20 protein-coding genes are annotated in these 25,327 nt (G+C 70.8%); 12 read left to right on the top strand and 8 right to left on the bottom strand.

The window, feature by feature from the left end:
* Positions 1-44: 44 nt before the first annotated feature.
* On the bottom strand, positions 45-1,616 hold the full coding sequence (locus tag ACFSNB_RS12140) for a helicase HerA domain-containing protein (RefSeq protein ID WP_377316893.1): 1,572 nt from the start codon (positions 1,614-1,616) through the stop codon (positions 45-47).
* A gap of 195 nt (positions 1,617-1,811) precedes the next feature.
* Between ACFSNB_RS12140 and ACFSNB_RS12135 the strand changes: the two genes are divergently transcribed.
* Positions 1,812-2,525, top strand: coding sequence for an SDR family oxidoreductase (locus tag ACFSNB_RS12135; RefSeq protein ID WP_377316891.1), 714 nt, complete (start codon positions 1,812-1,814; stop codon positions 2,523-2,525).
* A gap of 42 nt (positions 2,526-2,567) precedes the next feature.
* Here ACFSNB_RS12135 and ACFSNB_RS12130 read toward each other — a convergent pair whose 3' ends face one another.
* From ACFSNB_RS12130 to ACFSNB_RS12120, 3 genes are all read right to left on the bottom strand, one after another.
* Positions 2,568-4,253, bottom strand: coding sequence for a methyl-accepting chemotaxis protein (locus tag ACFSNB_RS12130; protein WP_377316889.1), 1,686 nt, complete (start codon positions 4,251-4,253; stop codon positions 2,568-2,570).
* Positions 4,254-4,318: 65 nt separating this feature from the next.
* Positions 4,319-5,545, bottom strand: coding sequence for an acetyl-CoA C-acyltransferase (locus ACFSNB_RS12125; RefSeq protein ID WP_377316887.1), 1,227 nt, complete (start codon positions 5,543-5,545; stop codon positions 4,319-4,321).
* Positions 5,542-7,116: a benzoate-CoA ligase family protein gene (locus ACFSNB_RS12120; protein WP_377316885.1), complete on the bottom strand. Its 1,575-nt coding sequence runs from the start codon at positions 7,114-7,116 to the stop codon at positions 5,542-5,544. The genes ACFSNB_RS12125 and ACFSNB_RS12120 overlap by 4 nt, the downstream gene beginning before the upstream one ends.
* Positions 7,117-7,313: 197 nt before the next feature.
* Here ACFSNB_RS12120 and ACFSNB_RS12115 point away from each other — a divergent pair, with 197 nt between their 5' ends.
* Together ACFSNB_RS12115 and ACFSNB_RS12110 are read left to right on the top strand one after the other, a co-directional pair.
* Complete coding sequence (locus ACFSNB_RS12115; protein ID WP_377316883.1) at positions 7,314-7,769, top strand: GNAT family N-acetyltransferase; 456 nt, start codon at positions 7,314-7,316, stop codon at positions 7,767-7,769.
* Positions 7,766-8,176: an Rrf2 family transcriptional regulator gene (locus tag ACFSNB_RS12110; protein ID WP_377316881.1), complete on the top strand. Its 411-nt coding sequence runs from the start codon at positions 7,766-7,768 to the stop codon at positions 8,174-8,176. Before ACFSNB_RS12115 ends, ACFSNB_RS12110 begins: the two co-directional genes overlap by 4 nt.
* Before the next feature lie 54 nt (positions 8,177-8,230).
* Here the strand turns inward: ACFSNB_RS12110 and ACFSNB_RS12105 are convergent, their stop codons facing one another.
* Both ACFSNB_RS12105 and ACFSNB_RS12100 read right to left on the bottom strand, forming a co-directional pair.
* Positions 8,231-9,235, bottom strand: a complete 1,005-nt coding sequence (locus tag ACFSNB_RS12105; RefSeq protein WP_377316879.1) for an MBL fold metallo-hydrolase — start codon at positions 9,233-9,235, stop codon at positions 8,231-8,233.
* 83 nt (positions 9,236-9,318) lie between these two features.
* Entirely contained in the window at positions 9,319-10,500 is a 1,182-nt protein-coding gene (locus ACFSNB_RS12100; protein ID WP_377316877.1) for an acyl-CoA dehydrogenase, read from the bottom strand.
* Positions 10,501-10,641: 141 nt separating this feature from the next.
* On the opposite strand from ACFSNB_RS12100, the gene had reads away from it, so the two are divergent.
* From had to bcrD, 7 genes are read left to right on the top strand one after another with little or no spacing between them, the layout of a single operon-like run.
* Complete coding sequence (had, locus tag ACFSNB_RS12095; protein ID WP_377316875.1) at positions 10,642-11,709, top strand: 6-hydroxycyclohex-1-ene-1-carbonyl-CoA dehydrogenase; 1,068 nt, start codon at positions 10,642-10,644, stop codon at positions 11,707-11,709.
* Positions 11,710-11,744: 35 nt separating this feature from the next.
* Positions 11,745-12,884, top strand: a complete 1,140-nt coding sequence (gene oah / locus ACFSNB_RS12090) for a 6-oxocyclohex-1-ene-1-carbonyl-CoA hydratase (protein WP_377316873.1) — start codon at positions 11,745-11,747, stop codon at positions 12,882-12,884.
* On the top strand, positions 12,881-13,651 hold the full coding sequence (locus ACFSNB_RS12085) for a cyclohexa-1,5-dienecarbonyl-CoA hydratase (protein ID WP_377316871.1): 771 nt from the start codon (positions 12,881-12,883) through the stop codon (positions 13,649-13,651). The genes oah and ACFSNB_RS12085 overlap by 4 nt, the downstream gene beginning before the upstream one ends.
* A 2-nt stretch (positions 13,652-13,653) precedes the next feature.
* On the top strand, positions 13,654-14,817 hold the full coding sequence (gene bcrC, locus ACFSNB_RS12080) for a benzoyl-CoA reductase subunit C (RefSeq protein ID WP_377316869.1): 1,164 nt from the start codon (positions 13,654-13,656) through the stop codon (positions 14,815-14,817).
* A 4-nt stretch (positions 14,818-14,821) separates the two neighbouring features.
* Positions 14,822-16,105 carry a benzoyl-CoA reductase subunit B gene (gene bcrB / locus ACFSNB_RS12075; RefSeq protein ID WP_377316867.1) on the top strand — a complete coding sequence of 428 codons (1,284 nt, stop codon included), beginning with the start codon at positions 14,822-14,824 and terminating at the stop codon, positions 16,103-16,105.
* A 14-nt stretch (positions 16,106-16,119) separates the two neighbouring features.
* The gene (bcrA, locus tag ACFSNB_RS12070; protein WP_377316865.1) at positions 16,120-17,409 is read left to right on the top strand and encodes a benzoyl-CoA reductase subunit A; all 1,290 of its coding nucleotides are present in this window, start codon (positions 16,120-16,122) and stop codon (positions 17,407-17,409) included.
* A gap of 18 nt (positions 17,410-17,427) precedes the next feature.
* Positions 17,428-18,261, top strand: a complete 834-nt coding sequence (gene bcrD / locus ACFSNB_RS12065) for a benzoyl-CoA reductase subunit D (RefSeq protein WP_377316863.1) — start codon at positions 17,428-17,430, stop codon at positions 18,259-18,261.
* A gap of 412 nt (positions 18,262-18,673) precedes the next feature.
* On the opposite strand, the gene ACFSNB_RS12060 is transcribed toward bcrD, so the two are convergent.
* Entirely contained in the window at positions 18,674-20,755 is a 2,082-nt protein-coding gene (locus ACFSNB_RS12060; RefSeq protein WP_377316861.1) for a hypothetical protein, read from the bottom strand.
* 12 nt (positions 20,756-20,767) lie between these two features.
* Positions 20,768-21,961 (bottom strand): thiolase family protein, encoded by a 1,194-nt coding sequence (locus ACFSNB_RS12055; protein WP_377316859.1) that lies wholly within the window; start codon positions 21,959-21,961, stop codon positions 20,768-20,770.
* Between the two features lie 166 nt (positions 21,962-22,127).
* Here ACFSNB_RS12055 and ACFSNB_RS12050 point away from each other — a divergent pair, with 166 nt between their 5' ends.
* Both ACFSNB_RS12050 and ACFSNB_RS12045 read left to right on the top strand, forming a co-directional pair.
* Entirely contained in the window at positions 22,128-23,789 is a 1,662-nt protein-coding gene (locus tag ACFSNB_RS12050; protein ID WP_377316857.1) for an acyl-CoA dehydrogenase family protein, read from the top strand.
* A gap of 32 nt (positions 23,790-23,821) precedes the next feature.
* Positions 23,822-25,318, top strand: coding sequence for a class I adenylate-forming enzyme family protein (locus tag ACFSNB_RS12045; RefSeq protein ID WP_377316855.1), 1,497 nt, complete (start codon positions 23,822-23,824; stop codon positions 25,316-25,318).
* Positions 25,319-25,327: the final 9 nt, after the last annotated feature.

Below are 25,327 nucleotides of genomic sequence, written 5' to 3'. Positions count from 1 at the left end.
ATAACCGGCCTCTCTTCGCCGCAGGTCCGGGATGACCCAAAAAATCAGGCCGGGGACAGCCAGGGCGGCTCGGTGCCGGTGTCGCCCGGGGCGGTGCGCCATTGCGGCTCGGTCAGCACCACCACCCGCTGGCCGTTGAGTTCGTCATAGACCTCGATCACCCCCAGCGCCTGGAGCCGCGCCAGCAGGCCCAGCGCGCGGCGCTGCGAATGGGTGCCGCAGGCCTGGGCGATCATCGCGTCGTTGGGGCAGGGCAGATCCTGCAACGCCGCGCTGGCGAGATGCAGGAACAGGCCCTGCAACGCCTCGTCCAGCCGGTTCGCGATCTCGACCGCCAGCGGCCAGCCGGGCAGGGCGGCCACCGCCGGGGTGATCCCGGCCTGGGCCAGCACCAGCCGCTGGCGGAAATTGGCGAGGTCCAGCACCCGCCCCGACAGCCGGCGGCGGCGGCAGCGGGCCAGGAATTCGTCATACAGCCGGTTGATCGCCCGCCCGGTGGCGCCGGCCTCGGCGAACAATTCCTCCAGCACCGCGTCGATCCCTTCCGCCGAGGAGCGGGCGGCGGGTTCGACGGCGGCGGCCGGTTCCTGGTCCGGCGCCTCGTCCGTGCCCGCCTCGGCCTCGGCCTCGCTCTCGGGCGGCGGCGGAGGATCGGCCCGCTCCGGCGCCGGCATTTCGGGCGGCGGCGGGGCGGGGCGGTCCTTCATCGCCGCCAGCAGCGCCTCGGTGCCCGGCTTCTGCTCGGGGACATAGCGGGGGATCTGCGGGGCGTTGGCCTGGAACAGCAATTCCCGCGCCTCCTCCTGCGACCGTTCCGGCAGCGGCAGCAGCCGCGCCCCGCCGGCATGGCTGCGGGTCTGCACCTCGCCGATCGCGATCGAGATCGGCCGGCGCGACAAGGCCGGGCCGAGCCCGACGAAGCGGCCGCATTCGAGGTCGCGGAACATCTCGGCCTGCCGGCGGTCGATGCCGAGCAGGTCGGCGGCGCGCTGCATGTCGATGTCGAGGAAGGTCCGCCCCATCAGGAAGTTGCTGGCCTCGGCGGCGACATTTTTCGCCAGCTTGGCCAGACGCTGGGTGGCGATGATCCCGGCCAGACCGCGCTTGCGGCCCCGGCACATCAGGTTGGTCATCGCCTCGAGCGACAGCTTGCGCGATTCGTCCGACACGTCGCCGGCGGCGGCGGGGGCGAACAACTGGGCCTCGTCCACCACCACCAGCGCCGGGGTCCAGAAGGCGCGGTCGATGTCGAACAGCCCGTTGAGGAAGGCGGCGGCGTGGCGCATCTGCCGCTCGGTGTCGAGATGTTCGAGGGTGACCACCACCGACACCCGCGATTGCCGGCTGCGGCGGGCGATCTGGCGCATCCCGTTCTCGCTCTGCGCCGCCGCGTCGATCACCAGATGATTGAACACCTGGGCCAGACTGGCGAAATCGCCTTCCGGGTCGATCACCACCTGCTGCACCGCCTGGGCGCTCTGCTCGACCAGCCGGCGCAGCAGATGCGACTTGCCCGAGCCGGAATTGCCCTGCACCAGCAGGCGGGTCGACAGCAATTCCTCGATCGACAGGAAGGCGGGGGCGCCGGAAGAGGTGGTGCCGAGGACGATGTTCACGTCGGGATGCTCTGTTGTGATCGGGGGGAGGGGCGGCGGGCGCCGTCCCCGGTCGCCCGTGCCGGCGGAGTCTTACGACACCCCCGATCCCCTCTTCAATCGGGTTTCGCCCCGTCCGCCTTTCGCCGGCCGGGGGATCGACAGAGAAAAGGCATTTGGGTACGATAATGCGATAAACCGAACGGGAGGGATGGGATGAACGGGGGGGCTTTCGATTTCACCGGCCGGGTGGCGATCGTCACCGGCGGCGGCCGGGGCATCGGCGCGGCGATCGCCGACGGGCTGGTGGCCGGCGGGGCCGAGGTCCATGTGTTCGACCAGGGCGGCACGGTGCCCCCCGATCGCCGGCTGCACCCGGTCGATGTCGCCGATCCGGCCTCGGTGGCGGCGGCGGTGGCGGCGCTTGGCCGGCCGGCCGGGCTGCTGGTCAACAATGCCGGCATCACCCGCGATCGTTCGCTGCTCAAGCTCAGCGACGAGGATTGGCAGGCGGTGCTTCAGGTCAACCTGACCGGGGCGTTCAACCTGATCCGCGCCGTCGCGCCGGGGATGGTGGCGGCGGGGTGCGGGCGGATCGTCAACATCGTCTCGATCAACGGCCTGCGCGGCAAGTTCGGTCAGGCCAATTACGCCGCCGCGAAAGGCGGGCTGATCGCCCTGACCAAGACCGCCGCGCGCGAATTCGGGCCGAAGGGGGTGACGGTCAACGCGGTGGCGCCCGGGATGGTGCTGACCGAGATGACCGCCCGGCTGCCGGCCGAGATCCGCGCCCGGGCCGAGGAGGAAAGCGTCCTGAAGCAGTTGCCCGAGGCCGGCGACATCGCCGCCGCCACCCTGTTCCTGCTGTCCGATCTCGCCCGCCGCATCACCGGCGAGGTGCTGAAGGTCGATGCCGGCCAATACATCTGACGGGGGTCGGGCCCGCCCCGCCCCCGTCGTGGCGGACTGACTTCAGGCGGCGCGGACCCGGTCGAGGAAGCGGTCCACCTGGCTCTTGAGCCGGCCGGCATTGGCGGTCAGCGCCTCCGAGGCCTCGCTGAGGTCCTGGGCCGCCCGGCCGGTGCGGGCCGCCCCATCGCGCACCCCGGCGATGCTGGACGAGACCTGTCCGGTCGCCTCGGCGGTGCGCTGGACGTTGCGGGTGATCTCGCGGGTGGCGGCGCCCTGCTGTTCGACCGCGGCGGCGATCGCGGTCGAGACCTGCTTGACCTCGGCGATGGTGGTGGCGATCCGCTGCATCGCCGCCACCGAATCGGTGGTGGCCGACTGGATGGTGGCGATCTGGGCCGAGATCTCCTCGGTCGCCCGCGCCGTCTGGGTGGCGAGGCTCTTGACCTCGCCCGCCACCACCGCGAAGCCCTTGCCCGCCTCGCCGGCCCGCGCCGCCTCGATGGTGGCGTTCAAGGCCAACAGGTTGGTCTGGCTGGCGATGGCCGAGATCAGGTCGATCACCTGACCGATCCGGTCGGCGGTCTGGGCCAGCCCCTCGGCCTGACGGTTGGCGGCGGCGACCTCGCGGTCGGCGCTGTCGGCGGTCTGGCTGGCATGGCCGACCTGACGCTGGATCTCGACGATCGAGGCGGCGAGCTGCTCGGTGGCGGCGGCGACGGTCTGGGCGTTGGTCGAGGATTCCTCGGCGCCGTGGGCGATGGTCTCCGCCTCGCTGCTGGTCTGCTCGGCCGAGCGGCGCATCGCCCCGGCCTGCTGGTCGAGGCTGCCGGCGGCGTTGGCGGCCTGGGCGATCAGCGCCCCCACCTCCTGCTCGAACCGGTCGGCCAGCGCCCGCATCTCGCGGCGGTGGGTTTCCTCGGCCTCGCGCCGGGTCGCCGCCTGCTCCTCGCGCAGCCGCGCCATCTCCAGCCGGTTGGCCTTGAAGGTGTCGAGGGCGCGGGCCAGCGCGCCGACCTCATCGCCACGGTGGGTGAACGGCACCTCGATCGAGGTGTCGTCCTCGGCCAGCCGGCGCATGTCGCCGGTGATCCGGGTCAGCGGCCGGGCGATGCCGGCGGCGACGGCATAGACGGCGAGGCCAAGCAGCGCCACCACCCCCAGCACCACCTGTCCCACCTTGATCAGCACGGCGCGGAACGCCGCCTCGACGTCGTCGGTGTACAGCCCGCCGCCGAGATAGGGTTCGAGCCCCTCGACCGCGCGGACATAGGACACCTTGCCGACCGGGGCGTCACTGCCGGGCCGGGGCCAGGCATAGCTGACAAAGCCGCCGTCGGGCTGGTGCGACAGGCGGATCTGCTCGCGCACGAAGAAGGTGCCGTCCGGCGCCTTGGCGTCGAAGAAGTTGCGCCCGATCACCGCGCGGTTGCCGCCATGGGCCACCATCACCCCCTGGCTGTCGCACAGGAAGAAGTAATTGCCGTCGCCGAAATGGGTGCGGTTGACCGTTTCGATGCTGCGCTCCACCGCTTCCGCGTGGCTGATCCGCCCGGCCTTGGCATCGGCGAAATAGCCGGCCAGCACGGCGGCCATGGTCTCGACCGTCTGCTTCACCTCGTGGCGGCGGTCGGCATACATCGTCTCGTGCAGATGGGCGATCACCACGGCGGTGGCGGCGGCCACCCCGAGGCCGCCCAGCACCGCCAGCACCATCAGCCGGTGCCACAGGCGCAGTCTGTTGAACATGAAGGTCCCTCCTGATCTTTTTTTGAGGCCGGCGGCGCCGGCCGGTGGCCCGGGGCGGGCGCGGCTCACCTCGGGTGTCCGCTCCGGTCGGGGGAAGCAAGGAGCAGGGCGATGCCCTGGCCGACCCCGATGCACAGCGTCACCAGGGCATGGCCGCCGCCGCGCCGGCGCAGTTCGCGCGCGGCGGCGAGGACCAGGCGGGCGCCGCTGGCCCCGAGCGGATGGCCGAGCGCGATCGCCCCGCCATTGGGGTTGAGGCGGGGATCGTCGGGGTCGAGCCCCAGTTCGCGGCAGCAGCCCAGCACCTGGGCGGCGAACGCCTCGTTGATCTCGATCAGGTCAAGCTCGGCCAGCCGCAACCCGGCGCGGTCGAGCAGCTTGGCGATCGCCGGCACCGGGCCGAGCCCCATCAGGCGCGGTTCGACCCCGGCGATCGCGGCGGCCTCCAGCCGGGCCAGCGGGGCGAGGCCGTGCGCCGCCCCGAAACTCTCGTCGCCCAGCAGCAGCAGGGCGGCGCCGTCATTGAGGCCCGAGGCGTTGCCGGCGGTGACCACCCCGCCCTCGGCCAGCGGCCGCAGCCGGGCGAGCGAATCGAGGCTGGTATCGGGGCGGGGATGCTCGTCCTCGGCCACCACGCTCGGCGCGCCGCCGCGCCGGGCCGGCGGGATCGTCACCGGGGCGATCTCCTCGGCCAGCCGGCCGGCGGCGCGGGCGGCCTCGGCCTTGCGCTGCGAGGCGAGGGCGAAGCGGTCGCAGGCGGCGCGGTCGATGCCGAGCCGGGCGGCGACCAGCTCGGCGGTTTCCGCCATCGTCTCGTTGCCGTGGGCGGCGACCAGGGCCGGGTGGGGGAAACGGGCGCCGATGGTGGTGTCGAACAGGGCGACGTCGCGGCCGAAGGCGCTGGCCGCCTTGCTCAGCACGAACGGGGCCCGGCTCATCGATTCGACCCCGCCGGCCAGGAACAGCCGCCCCTCGCCCTGGCGGATCGCCCGGGCGCAATCGATCACCGCCTGGAGGCCGCTGCCGCACAGGCGGTTGACGGTGGCCCCGGCCACCGTCACCGGCAGGCCGGCCAGCAGGGCGGCGTTGCGGCCGAGATTGCGGCCATCCTCGCCGGCCTGACCGGCACAGCCGAGCACCACGTCCTCGATCCCGGCCGGGTCGAGGGAATGGCGGGTCAGCAGGGCGCGGATCAGCCCGGCGGCCAGCTCGTCCGGCCGCACCGGCGCCAGCGCCCCGCCATGGCGGCCGAACGGGGTGCGCAGCCCGTCATAGAGCCAGGCGGCGCTCATCCCGCCGGCTCCGCGCCGAGGCGCAGGCGGAAACGCTGGATCTTGCCGGTGGCGGTCTTGGGCAGGTCGGCGACGAAGTGGAAGCGGCGGGGAAACTTGTAGGGGGCGAGGCGGGCCTTGCAATGAAGCCGCAAATCCTGCTCCAGCGCGTCGTCGCCGACCGCCGACTCGGTCAGCACCAGCCACGCCTCGGGCTTGATCAGGCCGTCGCCGTCGGCGCGGCCGATCACCGCCGCCTCGCGCACCGCCGGATGCTCGATCAGCGCCGATTCGATCTCGAACGGCGAACACCAGATCCCGCCGACCTTCAGCATGTCGTCGGAGCGGCCGCAATAATAGAAATGGCCGTCCTCGTCGCGCAGATAGGTATCGCCGGTATCGAGCCAGCCGCCGACCATCGCCGCCGCCGTCCTTTCCGGGTTGCGCCAGTACCGGCTGGCGATCGACTCGCCCTGGATCCACAGCCGCCCGGGCTGACCCGGCGGCAGTTCGGCCCCGGTGTCGTCGAGGATCCTGGCCCGATAGCCCGGCACCAGGGTGCCGCTCGATCCGCCCCGGGTCCGGCCCGGCCGGTTCGAGATGAAGATGTGCAGCGCCTCGGTCGAGCCGATCCCGTCGAGGATTTCGAGCCCGGTGCGTTCGCGCCAGCGGTGCAGCAGGTCGCCCGGCAGCGCCTCGCCGGCCGAGACGCAGGCCCGCAGCGACGACAGATCGGGGCGGTCCTGGTCGAGCGCCTCCAACTGCGACGCATAGAGGGTCGGCACGCCGAAGAACAGGGTGGGGCGGAAGCGGGCGATGGTGGCGAAGGTGCTGGCTGGGGTCGGCCGCTCGTCGAGCAGCACCGCCGTCCCCCCCACCCACAGCGGAAAGGTCATCGCGTTGCCGAGCCCGTAGGCGAAGAACAGCCGTGCCGCCGAGAAGAAGCGGTCCTCGGCGGTGGCGCCCAGGGTGCGCACCCCGTACAGCTCGCTGGTGACCGCCATGTCGCGCTGGAGATGGACCGCGCCCTTCGGCCGTCCGGTCGAGCCGGAGGAATAGAGCCAGAAACAGTCCCGCTCGGCCCCGGCCGGCACCGGATCGAACCGGTCCGGGCCATGCTCGAACAGCGCCGCCTCCTCCGCCGGATCGAGCCGCAGCACCAGCGCCGGCCGCCGCTCCGCCAGCGCCGGCTCGATTTCGCCGGCGAACTCGGCCGAATAGGCCAGGGCGCCACAGCCGGAATCCTCGATCAGGACGGCATAGTCGCGGCTGCGCAGCATCGTGTTGACCGGCACCGGGACGATGCCGGCCTTGATCGCCCCCCAGAACAGGTAGAAGAAGGCCGGGCGGTCCTGCACCACCATCAGCAGCCGGTCGCCCGGCCTCACCCCGCGCCCGGTCAGGGCGTGGGCGCAGCGGCTGACCCGCGCCGCCAGTTCGGCATAGCTGACCGTGCCGTGGCGCGACAGGATCGCCGCCCGGTCGCCGCGCCCTTCGTCGAGATGGCGGTCGATGAAGGCCTGGGCCGCGTTGTAGCCGGGCGGGAAGGTCAGCGGACGCCCCCCGTCGGATCCGTTGGTGTCGATGGTCATCGGCTTCCCCCTGGGTTTGGTCCGAATCCCCCGTCTCACGCGGGGGTTGGTTAAACAGGTAAAGAAGTACCGCTTTACTTTTTGCCGGGTTCGGCGGCGGAAGTCAAGGCGCGCGGGGCGCCTTACCCGGCATTCCGGTACTGCGTTACCAGGAAGGATGTGATACTAAACTTTCGTTCAGTGCCAGGGAGTTGACCGTGCCGTCCGAGGCTCAGGATTTCCTTATCCGTCCGGCGGAGACCGAGGATCTCGACGAGATCATCCGTCTCGATACCCAGATCACCGCCACCCCCAAGCCGGATTATTGGCGGGGGATCTTCGAACGGATGCGGCGCGAAGGAGCGGGCGGCACCTTTCTGGTCGCGGTGGAGGGACGCCGGCTGCTCGGCTTCGTCGTCGGCGAGATCCGCGCCTGGGAATTCGGCTCGCCGCCCTGCGGCTGGGTGTTCGCGATCGCGGTTCAGCCCGACCAGCGGCTGCGCCATGTCGGCACCGCCTTGTTCGAGGCGCTGTGCGCGCTGTTCCGGCAGGCCGGGGCCACCCGGATCCGCACCATGCTGGCCCGCGACGCCCAGTTGGTGATGTCGTTCTTCCGCAGCCAGGGGATGATGGCCGGCCCGTTCATCCAGCTCGAAAAGGGGCTGGAGGAATGAACCTCCAGATGGCCACCCGCCACGCCTTGTTCGCGATGCTCGAACTGGCGGCGCGGCCCGACAGCCAGATCCCGGCGGCCGACATCGCCGCCAAATACGGCATCTCGACCAATCACCTGTCGAAGGTGATGCGGATCCTCGGCCGCGAGGGGCTGGTCGAGGCGGTGCGCGGCGTCGGCGGCGGCTATCGCTTCGCCGGCAACGCCCGGCGGCTGACCCTGCTCGATCTGATCCATATCTTCGAGCCGGTCGGGGTGCGTCCGGCCCTCGGCGCCGAGCCGGGCGACGACACCGCCGAGGGACGCGGCCTGCGGCTGGTGATGGACGAGATCGACGGCGCCACCCGCGCCACCCTGTCCTCGATCACCATCGAGACGATGCTGAAGCTGATCCGCCGGCAGGGGTGACGGCGGGCTGCCGCCCGCACCCGCTCGGGGCGATGCCCCGAACCCCCTTCTTTTTCAGGGTAAAGGCGGGGCGGATTGGAAGGTCCACACGCCGGCGGGGGAAATCTCGCGGCGAATCTGGCCGTCGGCCTCAAGGCGGTTGAGGTGGGCCAGGATCTCGCCGCCGGCGAAGCCCTGCTGGTGGATGTCGAGCGGGCGGGTGAACAAGGCGGTGACGATCGCGAATCCCGTCGCCGGGGTGGTGCAGGCGGCGGCGATCGCCGCCAGCCGTCGGCGGTGGTGTTCGGCGAGGTCGTCGCAGCGTTGGCGCAGGTGGTGGAACGGCATCCCGTGCGCCGGCAGCACCAGGGTTTCGGCCGGCAGGCGGCGCAGCGTGGCCAGACCGTCGAGGAAAAGGCGCAGCGGGTCGGACTCGGGGGCGTCGGGCCAGCAGGCCACCACCGGGCTGATGGTCGGCAGGATCTGATCGCCGGCAATCAGGATGTTGGCCTCGGGGTTCCACAGGCAGACATGCTCGGGCGAATGGCCGCCGAAGGTCAGCACCCGCCAGACTCCCTCGCCGATCCGCAATTCGTCGCCATCGGCCAACGGCACGAAGGAGTCCGGTGGCGGCGAGACGCGCGAGCGATAGATGTCGCCGCCCTGGCGCATCGCCTCCAGCCGCTCCGGCGGATAGCCCAGCCGGTGGTAATGCGCCAGCTTGCGCGCCAGCAGGTCGGCGGGGTCGGCGAACCAGCTCTGCCGCCCTTCCTCCCATTCGCCCCGGCTGGTCAGCAACGTCACGCCGAGCCGCCCGGCCAGCCAGCCGGCCAGCCCCATATGATCGGGATGGGAATGGGTGCAGATCAGCCGGGTGAATCGCCGCCCGGCCAGTGGCCCGGCCAGTAATTCCTCCCAGCGGGCGCAGCCGTCCTCGTCGCCGAACCCGCTATCGACCAGCACCCAGCCGTCACCATCGGCCAGCAGCCACAGATTGACATGATCGAGGGCGAAGGGCAGCGGCAGCCGCAACGCCTCGAGTCCCGGCGCCACCGGGGTGGGAAGGGCGGTGTGATACATCGGACACGCGCTCCAAAAGGGAGGGGTTCGGGGAGCTCTGCTCCCCGAGCGGGCCGGCGGGCGGCCGCCCACCAATCGTTGCCTCAGAACGCCGCCAGCCCGGTCATCGCCCGGCCGAGGATCAAGGCGTGGATGTCGTGGGTGCCCTCGTAGGTGTTGACCGCCTCCAGGTTCATCACATGGCGGATGACGTGGAACTCGTCGGCGATGCCGTTGCCGCCATGCATGTCACGGGCGGTGCGGGCGATCGTCAGCGCCTTGCCGCAATTGTTGCGCTTCAGCAGCGAGACCATCTCGGGGGCCATCCCGCCCTGATCGAACAGCCGGCCCAGCCGCAGGCAGGCGTGCAGGCCGAGGGTGATTTCGGTCTGCATGTCGGCCAGCTTGAGCTGGATCAACTGGGTGGCGGCGAGTGGCCGGCCGAACTGCCGGCGGTCGAGGGTGTATTGCCGCGCCGCGTGCCAGCAGAATTCGGCCGCGCCCAGCACCCCCCAGGCGATGCCGTAGCGGGCGCGGTTGAGACAGCCGAACGGCCCCTTCAGCCCTTCGACTCCGGGCAGCAGGTTGTCGTCGGGCACGAACACCTCGTCCATCACGATCTCGCCGGTGATCGAGGCGCGCAGGCTGAACTTGCCCTCGATCTTCGGCGCCGACAGCCCCGCCATCCCCTGTTCCAGCAGGAAGCCGCGGATCACCCCGTCCTCGGTCTTGGCCCACACCACGAAGAGATCGGCGATCGGGCTGTTGGTGATCCACATCTTGGACCCGGTCAGGCGGTAGCCGCCCGGGACCTTGCGCGCCCGGGTCCGCATCCCGGCCGGGTCGGAGCCGGCATCGGGCTCGGTCAGGCCGAAACAGCCGATCAGCTCGCCCTTGGCGAGGCCGGGCAGGTATCGGCGCCGCTGTTCCTCGCTGCCATAGGCGTGGATCGGGTACATCACCAGCGAGGATTGGACGCTCATCGCCGAGCGGTAGCCGGAATCCACCCGCTCGACCTCGCGGGCGATCAGGCCGTAGCCGACATAGCCGAGCCCGGCGCCACCGTCGGCCTCGGGCAGGGTCGGGCCGAGGAAACCGAGCGCGCCCATCTCGGTCATGATCGCGCGGTCGAACCGCTCGTGGCGGTTGGCCTCGATCACCCCGGGCAGCAGCCGGTCGCGGCAGAACGCGGCGGCGGTGTCGCGCACCATCCGCTCCTCCTCGGTCAGGGCTTCCTCCAGCAGCAGTGGGTCGTCCCACAGGAAACGGCGCTTTTCGGCTGACATCGTCGCTCTCCCCTCCGGTTGTCCTGGCGGCGGTGAAACCCGCTTGACGCCAAAAAATGTATTATGGTACCCCAATGCCATTATCGTAGTTTCGAACCGGCCGCCGCGTCAAGAGGCGGCCCACCGGGGGAGGTCCGACACATGACGATCGAGGCGCGGCGCTGGGTGATGACCGGGGTGGGGGCACCGCTGGAGCGGCAGGTGGTGACGCTGGCCGCGCCCGGTCCGGGCGAGGTGGTGGTGGCGGTGGCCGGCTGCGGCGTCTGTCACACCGATCTCGGCTATTACTATGACGGGGTGCGGACCAACCGGCCGCTGCCGCTGACCCTGGGCCACGAGATCAGCGGCCGGGTGGTCGCCGCCGGCCCCGGCGCCGAATCCTGGCTGGAGCGGGCGGTGATCGTGCCGGCGGTGATCCCCTGCGGCGAATGCGATGCCTGCCGGCGCGGCAAGGGCACCATCTGCCCGCACCAGCAGATGCCCGGCAACGACATCGAGGGCGGGTTCGCCAGCCATGTGGTGGTGCCGGCGCGCGGGCTGTGCCCGGTCGATGAGGACCGCCTCGCCGCCGCCGGGCTGACCCTGGCCGATCTCGCGGTGGTGGCCGACGCGGTCACCACCCCCTATCAGGCGGTGGTCCAGGCGGGGGTTGGCCCCGGCAGCCTGTGCGTGGTGATCGGGGTCGGTGGGGTCGGCGGCCATTGCGTCCAGATCGCCCGGGCCTTCGGGGCAACGGTGGTGGCGGTCGATGTCGATGACGCCAAACTGGCGGCGGTGGCCGGCCACGGCGCCGCCGCCACCTTCAACGCCCGCGCCCACGATGCCCGAAGCCTGAAGAAGGCGGTCGCCGCCTGGGCCGAGGCGCACGGCCTGCCGGCGCGGGAATGGGTGATCTTCGAATGTTCCGGCACCGCCGCCGGCCAGCAGAGCGCCTGGAACCTGCTGGTGCATGGGGCGACGCTGGCGGTGGTCGGCTTCACCATGGAGCGGGTCGAGATCCGGCTGTCGAACCTGATGGCGTTCCACGCCCGCGCGCTCGGCAATTGGGGCTGCCCGCCCGAGCTTTACCCGGCCGCGCTCGCTCTGGTGCTCGACCGCCGGATCGAGCTGGCCGCCTTCGTCGAGCACCATCCGCTCGACCAGATCAACCGGATCTTCGACGACGCCCACGCCCACCGGCTCGGCCGCCGCGCCGTGCTGGTGCCCTGATCCGTCCGCCCGCATCCAACGGAGAGCGAAGAGCCATGACCGCGCATTCCGCTTCCAGCCTTGCCGCCGCCGCTCCGGCCGCGCTGCACGATCACGATCTGGTGCCCGAGACGGTGGTGCCGGGGGTGCTGTACGAGAAGAGACCGGCCCGCGCCCCCGACGGCGCTCTGGTGCCCGGGCTCTACAACGCCTGGATCACCCTCGACAATCCGCGTCAGTTCAATTCCTACACCACCGAGATGGTCAAGGGGGTGATCCTGGCCTTCCGCGCCGCCTCCAACGCCCGCGACGTGGTCGCCACCGTGTTCACCGGCAGCGGCGACAAGGCGTTCTGCACCGGCGGCAACACCAAGGAATATGCCGAATATTACGCCGGCAACCCGCAGGAATACCGCCAGTACATGCGGCTGTTCAACGACATGGTGTCGGCGATCCTCGGCTGCGACAAGCCGGTGATCTGCCGGGTCAACGGGATGCGGATCGGCGGCGGCCAGGAGATCGGGATGGCCTGCGACTTCTCGGTCGCCCAGGACCTCGCCCGCTTCGGTCAGGCCGGGCCCAAGCACGGCTCGGCCCCGATCGGCGGCGCCACCGACTTCCTGCCGGTGATGATCGGCGCCGAGCGGGCGATGGTGTCGGGTTCGCTGTGCGAACCCTGGTCGGCGCACAAGGCGGCGCGGCTGGGGATGATCACCGACATCGTCCCGGCGCTGAAGATCGACGGCGCCTTCGTCGCCAACCCGACCGTGATCACCGACCGCTATCTCGATGAATATGGACGGGTGATCCATGGCGAGTTCAAGACCGGGGCCGAGGCGGCGGCCGGGCGCGACCTGCTGAAACAGGGCACGGTCGATCTGTCGCTGCTTGATGCCAAGGTCGAGGAATTGTGCGGCAAGATCCTGCTGACCTTCCCCGATTGCTTCACCAAGACGCTGGAGGAACTGCGCAAGCCCAAGCTGGCGGCCTGGAACGCCAACAAGGAGAACAGCCGGGCCTGGCTGGCGCTCAACATGATGACCGAGGCCCGCGCCGGCTTCCGCGCCTTCAACGAGGGCAGCAAGGACGATCGCGAGATCGACTTCATCGCCCTGCGGCAGGCGCTGGCCGCCGGCACGCCGTGGAACGAGGCGCTGACCGAGCGGCTGCTGCCGGCGGCGAGGGCGGGGCGATGAGCGCGCCCTGTCTCACCCTCGGGGCGGAGCGCGACGGCGCGCTGCTGCGGCTGACCCTGGCCCGGCCCAAGGCCAACCTGATCGACGCGGCGATGATCGCGGCGCTCGATCAGGCGCTGGTGGCGGCCGAGGGTGATCCGGCGCTGAAGGCGGTGCTGCTCGACCATGAGGGGCCGCATTTCAGCTTCGGCGCCAGCGTCGCCGAGCATCTGCCCGACCAATGCGCGGCGATGCTGGCCGGGCTGCATGCGCTGATCCTGCGGATGGTGGCCTTTCCGCTGCCGATCCTGGTCGCGCTGCGCGGGCAATGCCTGGGCGGCGGGCTGGAGGTCGCCTGCGCCGGCACCCTGCTGTTCGCCGCGCCCGATGCCCGGCTGGGCCAGCCCGAGATCCAGTTGGGGGTGTTCGCCCCCGCCGCCTCCTGCCTGCTGCCGGAGCGGATCGGCCCGGCCGCCGCCGCCGGCCTGCTGCTGTCGGGCCAGCCGATCGACGCCGCCGAGGCGGCCCGGCTCGGTCTGGTCCAGCAGGTCGCCGACGATCCCGCCGCCGCCGCTTTGGCCTGGTTCGATCACGGCGCCGCCCGCCACAGCCCGTCCTCGCTGCGTTTCGCCCTGCGCGCCGCCCGGCTCGATCTGGTCGAGCGGGTGCGGGCCAAACTGGCGGCGGTCGAGGCGCTTTATCTCGACGGCCTGATGGCGACCCGCGACGCCGCCGAGGGCCTGACCGCCTTTCTCGACAAAAGACCCGCCGTGTGGGAGGGCCGCTGACCATGACCCAGTCCGCCGACATCATCGCGCATTGCCAGCAGATCCACGACGACCTCGACTTCGCCCATGCCCGCGCCTGGAAGGCGGCGGCGCCGGGGCGCAAGGTGATCGGCTTCCTGCCGGTCTATGTCCCGCTCGAACTGATCCATGCCGCCGGCTGCCTGCCGCTCGGCCTGTTCGGCGGCGGCGACCGGGTCGAGGTGATCCACGGCGACGCCTATTATCAGAGCTACATCTGCCGCATCCCGCGCTCGACCGTCGAGCTGGGGGTCAGCGGCCGGCTCGATTTCGTCGATGGCATGCTGTTCCCGTTCGTCTGCGACGTGATCCGCAATCTGTCGGGGATGTGGAAGCTGATGTTCCCCGGGGTGTGGAGCAAGTTCTTCGACACCCCGCAGAATTTCGATCCGGCGGTCGGCGGCGCCTATTACGTCGAGGAACTGCGCGAACTGCGCGACGGGCTGGCGGCGCTGACCGGCCGCCCGATCGAGGAGGCGGCGCTCCGCGCCTCGATCGCGCTCTACAACGACAACCGCCGGCTGGTGCGCGCGGTCTACGCCGCCCGCGCCGCCGAGCCGTGGCGGGCCCCGGCCGCCGACGTTTACGTGCTGATGCGGGCCGGGCTGATGATGCCGGTCGAGGAGCACAACCGGCTGCTGGCCGACTATCTCGCCGCGATCGCCGCCGAGGCCCGGCCCCGCCGCGACAATGTCCGGGTGGCGATCTACGGTTCGTTTTGCGAACAGCCGCCGCTGGCGCTGATCCGCTCGATCGAGATGGCCGGCTGCTACGTGGTCGAGGACGATTACGCCCTGGTCAACCGCTTCCTCACCGCCGACGTCGCCACCGAGGGCGATCCGCTCCAGGCGCTCAGCGACGCCTATCTCGGCCATTCGGTCGAGACCGCCTGCAAATATGTCCCGGTCGAGGCCGACAAGGGCCGGTTCCATCTCGACCGGGTGCGCGATTGCGGCGCCGAGGGGGTGATCTATGCCAGCCCCAGCTTCTGCGACCCGGCTTTGCTCGACCGGCCGATGATCTGCCACCGGCTGACCGAGGCCGGCATTCCCCACATCGCCTTCAAATACGCCGAGAATTCCGGCCAGATGCAGCCGATCCGCGAACAGGCCGGCACCTTCGCCGATTCCATCAAGCTGTGGAGCTGAGACCATGAGCGCGATCGTCAAGGAACCGTCGATGCTGCTGCAAAAGGAGCTGATCGCCCGCAATTACGACGCGATCACCTCCAAGCACGAGACCGGGCGCAAGGTGGCCTCGACCTTCGTTCCCGGCAACCTCAACGAATTGCTGATGTGTTTCGGCTTGGTCAACAATCTGCCCGAGATCAACGCGATCCAGAACGGCATGCGCAAGCGGTCGGGCGACTACATCATGGAGGCGGAGAAGCGCGGCCATTCCGAGGATGTCTGCACCTACGTCAAGGCCGACATCGGCATGATGGGCAAGGGGGCGATCGCCCCCAACGGCCGGCCGTTCCCGGTGCCGGACGTGCTGCTGCTGTCCTATACCGGCTGCTACACCTTCATGAAATGGTTCGAGCTGCTGCGGTCGCAGTACCAATGCCCGACCCTGATGCTGCATGTCCCCTACGAGGGCGACGGCCACACCACCCGCAACATGCGCGACTACGTCGTCCGCCAGTTGCAGGAGGTGATCATCCCCGGCCTCGAGCAGGTGTCGGGGGTGAAATTCGACATCGACCAGCTGCGCGAGCATCTGCGCGCCTCGGCCCGGGCCGAGGATGATCTGGTGTGGTGCCTGGAACAGGGCAAGCGCAAGCCCTCGCCGATCGACGCCTATTTCGGCGGGGTCTATTACATCGGCCCGATCTTCACCGCCTTTCGCGGCACCCCCGAGGCGGTGGCCTATTATCAGGCGCTGCGGGGCGAGGTCGAGGCGCGGATCGCCGCCGGCCAGGGGCCGGTGCTGCCCGACGGCAGTTCGTTCGACCGGCAGAAATACCGGCTGGTGGTCGAGGGCCCGCCCAACTGGACCAGCTTCCGCGAGTTCTGGCAGATGTTCAGCGACGAGGGCGCGGTGGTGGTGGCATCAAGCTACACCAAGGTCGGCGGCCTTTACGACCAGGGCTTCCGCCACGACCCCGACCACCCGCTCGAATCGCTCGCCGATTACTGCCTCGGTTGCTACACCAACCGCAGCCTGCCGACCCGGGTCGATCTGCTCGCCCGCTATGTCGAGGAATACGAGGCCGACGGCCTGCTGATCAACTCGATCAAGAGCTGCAACAGCTTCTCGGCCGGCCAGTTGATGATCATGAAGGAGGTCGAGCGCCGCACCGGCCGCCCTGGCGCCTTCATCGAGACCGATCTGGTCGATCCCCGCTATTTCTCCGCCGCCAACGTCAAGAACCGGCTGGAAAGCTATTTCCAGATGATCGAGCAGAAGCGCCGCTCGCTCGGTCAGGCTGCTTGAGGAGGATGCCCGCGATGCGCTGCTTCATCGGAATCGATCTCGGCTCGACCACCACCAAGGCGGTGGTGATGGACGAAAACAGCCAGGTGCTGGGCCGGGGCATCACCAATTCGCGCTCGAACTACGACACCGCCGCGCTGGTGTCGAAGCAGGAGGCGCTGATCGATACCCGCCTGACCCTGTTCCGCCGCGCCCTGGCCGGGGTACCGGCGCTGGCCGGGCGGGTCGAGACGATCCTGGCCGACCTCGAACGTCATTTCCGCCACATCCAGTTCCTCGAACAGCTCGACGACCTCGAACGCACCTGCGCCGAGGCGGTGCGCGGGCCGCGCTTTTCCGGCCGGGAACGGGCGGTGGCCGAGGCGCTGGCGGCGGTGTTCGCCCGGCTGCGCGCGGGCTCGGCCGCGCTCTACGCCCCCGGGGTGCGGCGCAAGTCCGACTTCTTCCGCGACCTCGCCGGGGCGGCGTTCATGACCGAGGGCGAGGCGGTGTGCCGCGCCGCCGGGCTGCCGTTCGACCTGCTGCTCAACCTCTATGACAAGTCGATCATCGCGGTCGAGAACCGGCCCCCCGCCGGCGCGATGGAGGACAAGTTCCTGCGCGCCCTCGAACGCGGCGCGGCGGGCGGGACCGATCTGGCCGCCCCGGTGCGGGCGGCGCTGGCGATCCCGCTGGAGGAGGCGCATGTGGTCGGCACCGGCTATGGCCGGGTCCGGCTGCCCTTCCCCAAGGAACAGATCCGCTCCGAGATCCTCTGCCACGGCCTCGGCGCCCACATCATGTATCCCGGCACCCGCACCGTGCTCGACATCGGCGGCCAGGACACCAAGGGGATCCAGGTCGATGCCGACGGCATCGTCGAGAATTTCCAGATGAACGACCGCTGCGCCGCCGGCTGCGGCCGCTATCTCGGCTACATCGCCGACGAGATGAACATCGGCCTGCACGAACTGGGGCCGCTGGCCAGCAACGCCACCCGGCAGGTGCGGATCAATTCGACCTGCACCGTGTTCGCCGGGGCCGAGCTGCGCGACCGGCTGGCCTTGGGCGAGAAGCGCGAGGACATCCTGGCCGGGCTGCACCGGGCCATCATGCTGCGGGCGATGTCGATCCTCAGCCGGGCCGGCGGGGTGCGCGACCAGTTCACCTTCACCGGCGGCGTCGCCAAGAACGAAGCGGCGGTGAACGAACTGCGCGGCCTGATCCGCGACAATTACGGCGAGGTCCAGATCAACATCGACCCCGATTCGATCTACACCGGCGCACTGGGCGGGGCGGCCTTCGCCGTCCGCGCCGCCGCCTGAGCCAGGAAAGGAGATCCCATGACCGCGATCCTCACCGCCGGCATCGATATCGGCGCCGGCTGCGTCAAGAGCGTGCTGTTCCGGGTCGAGGGCGAGCGCGCCGAATGGCTGGCGCGCGACACCGCCCGCATCCGCAGCCGCGATCCGTTCCGGCTGGCGGAGGAGGGCTTCCACGCCCTGCTGGCCCAGGCCGGTGTCGCCGCCGATCAGGTCGCCTATGTCGCCTCGACCGGCGACGCCGAAAGCCTGTCCTTCGCCACCGGCCATTTCTATTCGATGACCACCCATGGCCGGGGCGCGGCGTTCCTCGACCCGGCGGCGCGGGCGGTGCTCGATGTCGGCGCCCTCAACGGAAGGGCGATCCGGATCGACGACGGCGGCAAGGTGCTGTCCTACAAGATGACCAGCCAGTGCGCCTCGGGCTCGGGCCAGTTCCTTGAGAACATCGCCCGCTATCTCGGCATCGCCCAGGACGAGATCGGCGCGCTGTCGCGCACCGCCGACGCGCCGGAAAAGGTGTCGTCGATCTGCGCGGTGCTGGCCGAGACCGACGTGATCAACATGGTGTCGCGCGGCATCTCCGCCGCCAACATCCTGAAGGGGATCCATCAATCGATGGCGGTGCGGCTCGCCAAGCTGCTGAAATCGGTCGGCGCCGCCGAGGGGCGGGTGCTGATGACCGGCGGCCTCGCCCTCGATGACGGGCTGGTCGCCGCTCTCAACGAGGCGCTGGCCGGGGAACAGGTCGGTCTGGAAGCGGTCGGCCACCCCGACTCGCTCTATGCCGGAGCGATCGGCGCCGCATTGTGGGGGGCGTTCCGCCATCGCAAGCTGGAACGCCTCGCCGCCTGAGCCTGTTGCCCGACCGCTCTTTTTCCGTCATGCGCGGACGTGATCCGCGCATCGATGGGAGCCACTTGGCGCCTTGCCCCGCGCTGACAGGTGGATGGCCGGGTCAAGCCCGGCCATGACCTGCTTCTATTTCCCCGGGATTCGGTGATGAACCGAAAACGGGGGCGTTTCGCCATCGCAAGCTGGAACGCCTCGCCGCCTGAGTCTGTTGCCCGGCCACTCTTTTTCCGTCATGCGCGGACTTGAACCGCGCATCGATGGGAGCCACTTGGCGCCTTGCTCCGCGCTGACACGGAGATGGCCGGGTCAAGCCCGGCCATGACCTGCTTTTTCCCCCGGGATCCGGTGATGAACCGAAAAAACAAAGGGGGTCCGGGGCATCGCCCCGGGCGGGCGTGGGCGGCAGCCCACCCTAGGCGGCGGTCTTGGCGTAGGCGGCGCCGATCCGCCCGCTGCGGCATTCGGCCGAGGCGAGGAAGCGGGCCGACAACTCGGCCTGGAGCTCCTGCGCCTGATCGAGCGGCACCGCGCCGCACTGGCGGATCGCGTCGAGGATCGCCGCCCGTCCCGCCGCCAGCGCCGGGCCGGTGGCGGGCGACAGCGGCGGCATCCGCTCAAGCAGCCCGCTCAGCGGGCCGGCGGCCAGCGGCCGGCGGGGCAGGGTCCGATCGCCCCGGGCCACCGCCCAGGCCAGGGCGATCGCCGCGTCGAGCGGGGCGGCGGCGTCGGTCAGCCAGCCGACCGTGTCGGCGGCGCGGACGCTGGTCCCCTCCAGCAGCAGGCGCAGCAGATCGGGCCAGTGGCGCGGCTCGGCGCGGCGGAACGGCCAGTGGCAGCCTTCCATCCCCGGTACCACCGGCAGGGTCACCTCCGGCATCCCCAACTCGGCCCCCTCGGCGGCGATCAGGGTATGGCAATGGCTCATCAGTTCGAGGAAGCCGCCCAGGCAGCGTTTGCCGTTGATCAGCCCGACCGAGACGGCGAATTCGTCATGCAGGCGGCGGGCGGTGGCGGTCCAGGCCCGCGACAGCGCCGCCCCGCGCGCCGCGTCGCCCAAAGCGGGGTGGAAGTCGGCGGTGTCGGCCCCGACCATCTGGGGCGCGAGGTGGAAATCGCCGGTGACGATCACCCGGGCGATCCCCTCGGCCCGCAGCCAGTCGAGGGCGCGGTTGAGTTCGGCATCGACGTCCCAATTGTAGCTCTCGCGGCCGAGGCTGATCACCCCGACCGTGCCGTCATGCTCGGCATTGACGTAGAGCTGAAGCCCCTCGGGGCCGTCGAGCGCGGCCAGCGCCTCGGGGTGCCACGGGCTGGCGGCGGCGGCCTGGTCGAGGGCGTGGTAACGCTCGACCAGGGCCACCACCCGCTCGCGCCCCAGCCCCCGCGCCAGCGCCACCGCGCCGCGTGCGAACTGGGCGCACAGTTCGCCGATGGCGTTGATCTCGGGCAGGCCGGCGCGCCGCTCGGCCAGGATCAGCGTCAGCATCTGCACCACCGGCCCGAGCAGGCGGGCCTCGATCTCCTCCTGCCCGGCCGGGTCGAGCGGCCAGTCGATCACCGGGCGGAAATGGTTGGGCGGGTACCAGTCCTGGCCGCTGTCCTTGTGTTCGACCAGGACCGGGGCCGGGGCGAACAGCGGGCCGTATTCGCGGGCGAGATGGTCGAGGCACGACCAAGTCAGGAAGGTCGCCCCCTTGGCCCCGATCGCGTCATGGGCGCGGAACGGGTTCGGCCCCAGCAGCCGGCGCACCCATTTGTCGAGCTTCCACGGCGGCAGGTTGGTGGCGTCGTGGGCGCGGCAGGCGGCCTGCATCGCCCCGCAGAACAGCACGTCGAGCACGAACGACCAATGGTCCTCCATCCGCATCGGCACCAGCCCCAGCGCCCACATCAGTTGGGTCAGCGGGCTGGGGGCGGGCTCGACCACCTCCCACACCTTGTTGACGGCGTGGGGATAGGCGGGATGGGCCACCGCCACCCCCAGTTCCCGCGCCGGAAAGCCCGAGGTGACCGAGCGGATCTCGATCTCGGGAAAGGCGGCGCGGAACAACGCGTAATGCGCCCGCTTGACCTCCAGCAGTTCGGGGATCGCCTCGATCAGCACGCGCGGGCGCAGCGCGGCGAGGGCGGGGGGCAGGCTGGTGCCGTCATAGCCGAGCTGGATCACGCTGCTCATGATCCGCGCCGCCCGCGCCGGGCCGAAGCCGCGCGCGAGTCCGTCATATTCCCGCGCCAGCCCGGTGCCGCCGGGGAAGTCAAGCGCCACCACCGGCACCCCGTAGGGTTCGAGCCGGCTGGCGAACTGCATCACCTTGCCGGCGCCGACCACGCCGTTGCCGCCCGACACCACCAGACAGCCGCGCGCCTCCGGCGGGCCGAACACCTGATCGACCAGCGCCGCCGCCGTCACCGGCAGCCCGCCCCGGCGGAAGATGTCGAGCACCGAGCCGAGGCCCAGCGTTTCCAGGGTCGATTTCCGCATCGCTCTCCGCATGATCCGCTCTCCTCAGCTCACCAGGAACAGGCCGGCGATGCCGACATCGCCGGCGGCGCATCCCATCACCAGCACATAGCCGCCGCCCAACTCGACCGCCTCCTCCAGCGCCTCGATCACGATGCGGGTCAGGGTCGGCCCCTGCGGATGGCCCCACACCAGCGACGAGCCGGTGCGGTTGACCGCCCGCCAATCGACCCCGAGCAGCTTCGAGAAGATCGCGTCGTTGACGGTGAAGGGGTTGTGGCTCTTGATCACCGCGATCTGGTCGATGCCGAGGCCGGTCTGGCGCAGCAGCTTTTGCACCGCCAGCGCCGGGGCCTCGGGCATCAGGCCGGGGCCGGTGCGGACATCGACCTTGGCGATCAGCCGGATCTCGATCTCCGGGCGCGGGCTCAGGTCGCGCGCCTTGTCCGGGCTGGTCACCAGCAGGGTGGCGATGCCGTCGGCCGGATGGGTCTGGCCGCCGGCGGTGACGCAACTGTCGAGTTCGGGCATCGCCCGCAGCCCGTCGAGCGTCACCATCTTCACCCCGGTATCCTCGGCCACCCGCCCGGCCGGGCGGCCGGCGCTGGTCAGCAGGTCGAGCGGCACCAGCACCCGATCGAGGAAGCCGCGCTCCCGCGCCGCGAAATATTGCTGGTAGCGACACAGGGTGATCTCGTCGATCTCGCGCCGGTCGAGCCGGTGCCGCCGCGCCGCCTTGCCCGCCGCCGCCAGCATCGAGCCGCCGGTGGCCGGATCGAAGCCGAAATTGTCCCATACGTCGGACAGCACCGCGGTGCGCTGCGGGCCGCGCCGTTCGGGGAAGACCCCGGCGGGGGAATCGCTGGTGCGGTCGAAGGTCAGCACCCCGACCGCGTCGTTGCCGCCGCCCTGCACCTCGAGCGCGGCGACCGCGATGGCCTGGAGGCCGGTGGCGCAGGCCTGTTCGACGTGACAGCCGGGCAGGCGGTGGCCCAGGCAGGACGACACCAGCGGCGCGGTCCAGAACTTCCAGTGCCACGGCACGGTCGAGCCGATCACCAGATACTCCAGCGCCCGGGCCGGCACCCGGCGCCGCCCCAGGATCAGCGCCATCGCCTCGCCGGCGGCCTGGCCGATATTGACCTCGGCCAGCGGCGAGCTTTGCCAGGCCGGGAAGAAGCTGCTGCCCCAGGTGCCGTAGGGGATCCTGACGCGGGGAAAGGCGCCGTCCTTGCTCATCGCGGAATGCTCCTGCGCGGGGGAACCGTCGCCGAGGCTACGCAACCGGCAACCTTTCGGTCAATGAAATAGTTGCCGTCATAATGGTTATGATATGCAATCAAAATCTTGACGCCATTCGTTGTGGATGAGACCATCGCCAACCACCGAAAGGAGGAGCGCCCCGATGATCGATTATCGCTCGCCCGTCGCCGACATCCTGTTCGCCCTGCGCGCCGCCGGGGCGGACCGCCTGCCCGGCTGGGACGACGACCTCGCCCGGACGGTGCTCGATCAGGCCGGGCGGCTGGTCGATGCGGTGGTCGCCCCGCTCGATCCGCTCGGCGATGCCCATCCGGCCCGGCTGGAGGGCGGACGGGTGCGGCTGCCGCCGGGCTTCGCCGCCGCCTACGCCCTCTATCGCGATGGCGGCTGGCCCGGGCTGGCGGTGGCCGAGGCCGAGGGCGGCCAGGGTCTGCCGCATGTCCTCGCCGGGGCGGTGTCGGAAATGCTGAGCGGGGCCTGCCTGTCGTTCCAGATGCTGCTGTCGCTCGGCCAGGGGGCGCTGCGCACCCTCGGCGCCAACGGCTCGCCGGCGCAGAAGGCGCGCTGGATGAGGCGGCTGGCCTCGGGCGACTGGCTGGCGACGATGTGCCTGACCGAGCCGCAGGCCGGCTCCGACCTCGGCCGCATCCGCTGCCTTGCCCGGCCCGATCCGGCCGGCGGCTGGCGGATCTCCGGCGGCAAGGTGTTCATCTCCGGCGGCGATCAGGACCTGACCGGGCGGACGCTCCATCTGGTGCTGGCCCGCACCCCCGACGCCCCGCCGGGGGTGCGCGGGCTGTCGCTGTTCCTCTGTCCGTCCGAGCTGGAGGACGGAAGCCGCAATGCCGTCTCGGTGCTGCGGCTGGAGGACAAGATGGGGCTGCATGCCTCGCCGACCTGTCAGATGGCCTTCGACGCGGCCTGGGCCGAGCTGGTCGGGGCGCCGGGCGAGGGGCTGGCGCGGATGTTCACCATGATGAACGCCGAACGGCTCGACGTCGCCGCCCAGGGGATCGGGCTGGCCGAGATCGCCGGCCAGCGCAGCCGCGCCTATGCCGCCCAGCGCCACCAGGGCCGCGCCGGTCCGGGCGGTGGTCCCGATCCGATCGCCGCCCATCCCGACATCCGCCGCGCCCTGCTGACCCAGTTGGCGCTGGCGCTGGGCGGGCGGGCGATGCTGTACCGGGTGCTGGTCGAGCTGGAACTCGGGACCAATCCGGCGCTGGTCGAGATCATGACCCCGATCTGCAAGGCGTTCTGTACCGATGCCGGCGGCGAGGCGGCCGACCATGCCATCCAGATCCATGGCGGCTACGGCTATCTGCGCGAATACCGGGTCGAGCAGATCCTGCGCGACGCCCGCATCACCCGGATCTATGAGGGCAGCAACGGCATCCAGGGGATGACCCTGGCCGGGCGGCTGCTGACTCTCGACGACGGCGCCTGTCGCCGCGCCTTTCACGCCGAGATCGTGGCGGCGGCGGCGCAGGCCGAGGCGGCGTGGCGGGAGGATTTGACCCGTGCCCTGGCGGCGTGGGAGGAGGCGGCCTCGGCGCTGTTGGCCGCGCCCGAGCCCGGCTACGCCGCCGCCGATTTCCTCCGCCTGTCCGGTCTGCTGGCGTTCGCCGCCGCCTGGGCGCGGCTGCATGCCGCCGCTGACGCCGCCCCGTCGCCGGCCCGGATCCGCCAGGGCGCCGATTTCGTCCGCCGCTGGATGCTGCCGGAAATCCCCCTGCTGGCCGCGCGCTGCGCCGGCGGGTTCCGGCCCGATCCGGCCGGGCTGGAGGAGGCCCTGACCCCCTAACCCACCCCACCCGCCGGCAGGGAGGCCCGCGCATGAATCTCGCGTCCTATCTGGAGCGTCACGCCCAGCGTCAGCCCGACCGCGACGCCCTCCGCTTCGAGGGACGGTCGGTGACCTTCGCCGAGCTCGACCGCGATGCTGGCCGGCTCGCCGCCGCGCTGCACCGGCGCGGCATCGGCCCCGGCGACCGGGTCGCCCTCTATCTGCCCAACCAGCCCCAGTTCCTGGTCGCCTATTACGCGGTGCAGAAGCTCGGCGCGGTCGCGGTCAGCGTCAACCCGATGTTCAAGTCGGACGAGGTGCGCTACCTGCTGGAGGATTCGGCGGCGGCGGCGGTGCTGGCCCCGGCCGGGCTGACCTTTCATGTCCCGGCCGACTGTCCGGGGCTGCGTCTGCGGATCGTGGTCGATGACGGTCCGGCCGGGCCCGACTGGCTGGCGCTGGGCCGGCTGTATGCCGAGGGCGCGGCCGGGTTCACCCCGATCGAACGCGCCGCCGACGACCCCGCCGCGCTGCTTTATTCCTCCGGCACCACCGGCCAGCCCAAGGGGGTGGTGCTGACCCAGCGCAACATCCATTCCAACATCGCCCTGTCGGCCTGCTGCTCCGACCTGCGGCCGGGCGACCGCGTCGCCGCCTTCCTGCCGCTGTTCCACGCCTACGGTCAGAACTACCTGATGAACGGGGCGATGCTGGCCGGGGCGACCCTGGTGCTGTTCCCGCGCTACAGCCCCGAGACGGTGCTGGCGGCGATCGGCGCCGAGCGCGTCACCCACCTGTTCGCGGTGCCGGCGATCTTCATCGCCCTGCTGGCGAGCGACCTTGCCCCCTACGACCTGTCGTCGCTGCGTTACGAGATGTCGGCGGCGGCGACCCTGCCGGAGGAAATCTCCCGCCGCTGGTTCGACCGCTTCGGCCGGCGGATCTATGAAGGCTACGGCCTGACCGAATGCGCCCCGTTCGCCTGCTACAACGATTTCCACCAGCATCGTTTCGGCTCGGTCGGCCGGCCGCTGCCGGGGGTCGAGGCCCGGGTGGTCGATGAGACCGGCGCCGAGCTGCCCCCCGGCGCGATCGGCGAGATCGTCCTGCGCGGCGACAACGTGATGGCCGGCTACTGGAACCGGCCCGACGACAGCGCGCGCGCCCTGCGCGGCGGCTGGCTGCATACCGGCGACATCGGCCGCATTGACGAGCACGGCTATCTCTATCTGTGTGACCGGCTCAAGGACATGATCAACGTCTCCGGCTTCAAGGTGTGGCCGGCCGAGATCGAAGCCGGACTCTACCGTCTCGACGGCGTGCGCGAGGTCGCGGTCTATGGCCGCCCCGACCCGGACAAGGGCGAATGCGTGGTCGCCGCCGTGGTGGCGAAAGAGGGCGCGGCGCTGACCCCGGAGGCGGTCATCGCCTATTGCCGCGATCACATGGCCGCCTATAAAGTGCCGTCCCGCGTCGATATCCTCGACGCCTTGCCCCGCAGCGCCACCGGCAAGCTGCTGAAGCGGGTGCTGCGGGAACAGGCCTGACCGGGACGG

The sequence above is a fragment of the Phaeospirillum tilakii genome (assembly GCF_042683125.1).
Classification (GTDB): domain Bacteria; phylum Pseudomonadota; class Alphaproteobacteria; order Rhodospirillales; family Magnetospirillaceae; genus Phaeospirillum; species Phaeospirillum tilakii.
Note: the sequence above shows the minus strand (reverse complement) of the source record. Positions and strands in the feature narration are given on the sequence as shown.

Bases quoted from the DNA above. Each gene is read 5' to 3' on its own strand.
- ACFSNB_RS12135 (WP_377316891.1), top strand. From the start codon at position 1,812: ATGAACGGGGGGGCTTTCGATTTCACCGGCCGGGTGGCGATCGTCACC.
- ACFSNB_RS12130 (WP_377316889.1), bottom strand. From the start codon at position 4,253: ATGTTCAACAGACTGCGCCTGTGGCACCGGCTGATGGTGCTGGCGGTG.
- ACFSNB_RS12125 (WP_377316887.1), bottom strand. From the start codon at position 5,545: ATGAGCGCCGCCTGGCTCTATGACGGGCTGCGCACCCCGTTCGGCCGC.
- ACFSNB_RS12120 (WP_377316885.1), bottom strand. From the start codon at position 7,116: ATGACCATCGACACCAACGGATCCGACGGGGGGCGTCCGCTGACCTTC.
- ACFSNB_RS12110 (WP_377316881.1), top strand. From the start codon at position 7,766: ATGAACCTCCAGATGGCCACCCGCCACGCCTTGTTCGCGATGCTCGAA.
- ACFSNB_RS12105 (WP_377316879.1), bottom strand. From the start codon at position 9,235: ATGTATCACACCGCCCTTCCCACCCCGGTGGCGCCGGGACTCGAGGCG.
- ACFSNB_RS12100 (WP_377316877.1), bottom strand. From the start codon at position 10,500: ATGTCAGCCGAAAAGCGCCGTTTCCTGTGGGACGACCCACTGCTGCTG.
- had (WP_377316875.1), top strand. From the start codon at position 10,642: ATGACGATCGAGGCGCGGCGCTGGGTGATGACCGGGGTGGGGGCACCG.
- oah (WP_377316873.1), top strand. From the start codon at position 11,745: ATGACCGCGCATTCCGCTTCCAGCCTTGCCGCCGCCGCTCCGGCCGCG.
- ACFSNB_RS12085 (WP_377316871.1), top strand. From the start codon at position 12,881: ATGAGCGCGCCCTGTCTCACCCTCGGGGCGGAGCGCGACGGCGCGCTG.
- bcrC (WP_377316869.1), top strand. From the start codon at position 13,654: ATGACCCAGTCCGCCGACATCATCGCGCATTGCCAGCAGATCCACGAC.
- bcrB (WP_377316867.1), top strand. From the start codon at position 14,822: ATGAGCGCGATCGTCAAGGAACCGTCGATGCTGCTGCAAAAGGAGCTG.
- bcrA (WP_377316865.1), top strand. From the start codon at position 16,120: ATGCGCTGCTTCATCGGAATCGATCTCGGCTCGACCACCACCAAGGCG.
- bcrD (WP_377316863.1), top strand. From the start codon at position 17,428: ATGACCGCGATCCTCACCGCCGGCATCGATATCGGCGCCGGCTGCGTC.
- ACFSNB_RS12060 (WP_377316861.1), bottom strand. From the start codon at position 20,755: ATGCGGAGAGCGATGCGGAAATCGACCCTGGAAACGCTGGGCCTCGGC.
- ACFSNB_RS12055 (WP_377316859.1), bottom strand. From the start codon at position 21,961: ATGAGCAAGGACGGCGCCTTTCCCCGCGTCAGGATCCCCTACGGCACC.
- ACFSNB_RS12050 (WP_377316857.1), top strand. From the start codon at position 22,128: ATGATCGATTATCGCTCGCCCGTCGCCGACATCCTGTTCGCCCTGCGC.
- ACFSNB_RS12045 (WP_377316855.1), top strand. From the start codon at position 23,822: ATGAATCTCGCGTCCTATCTGGAGCGTCACGCCCAGCGTCAGCCCGAC.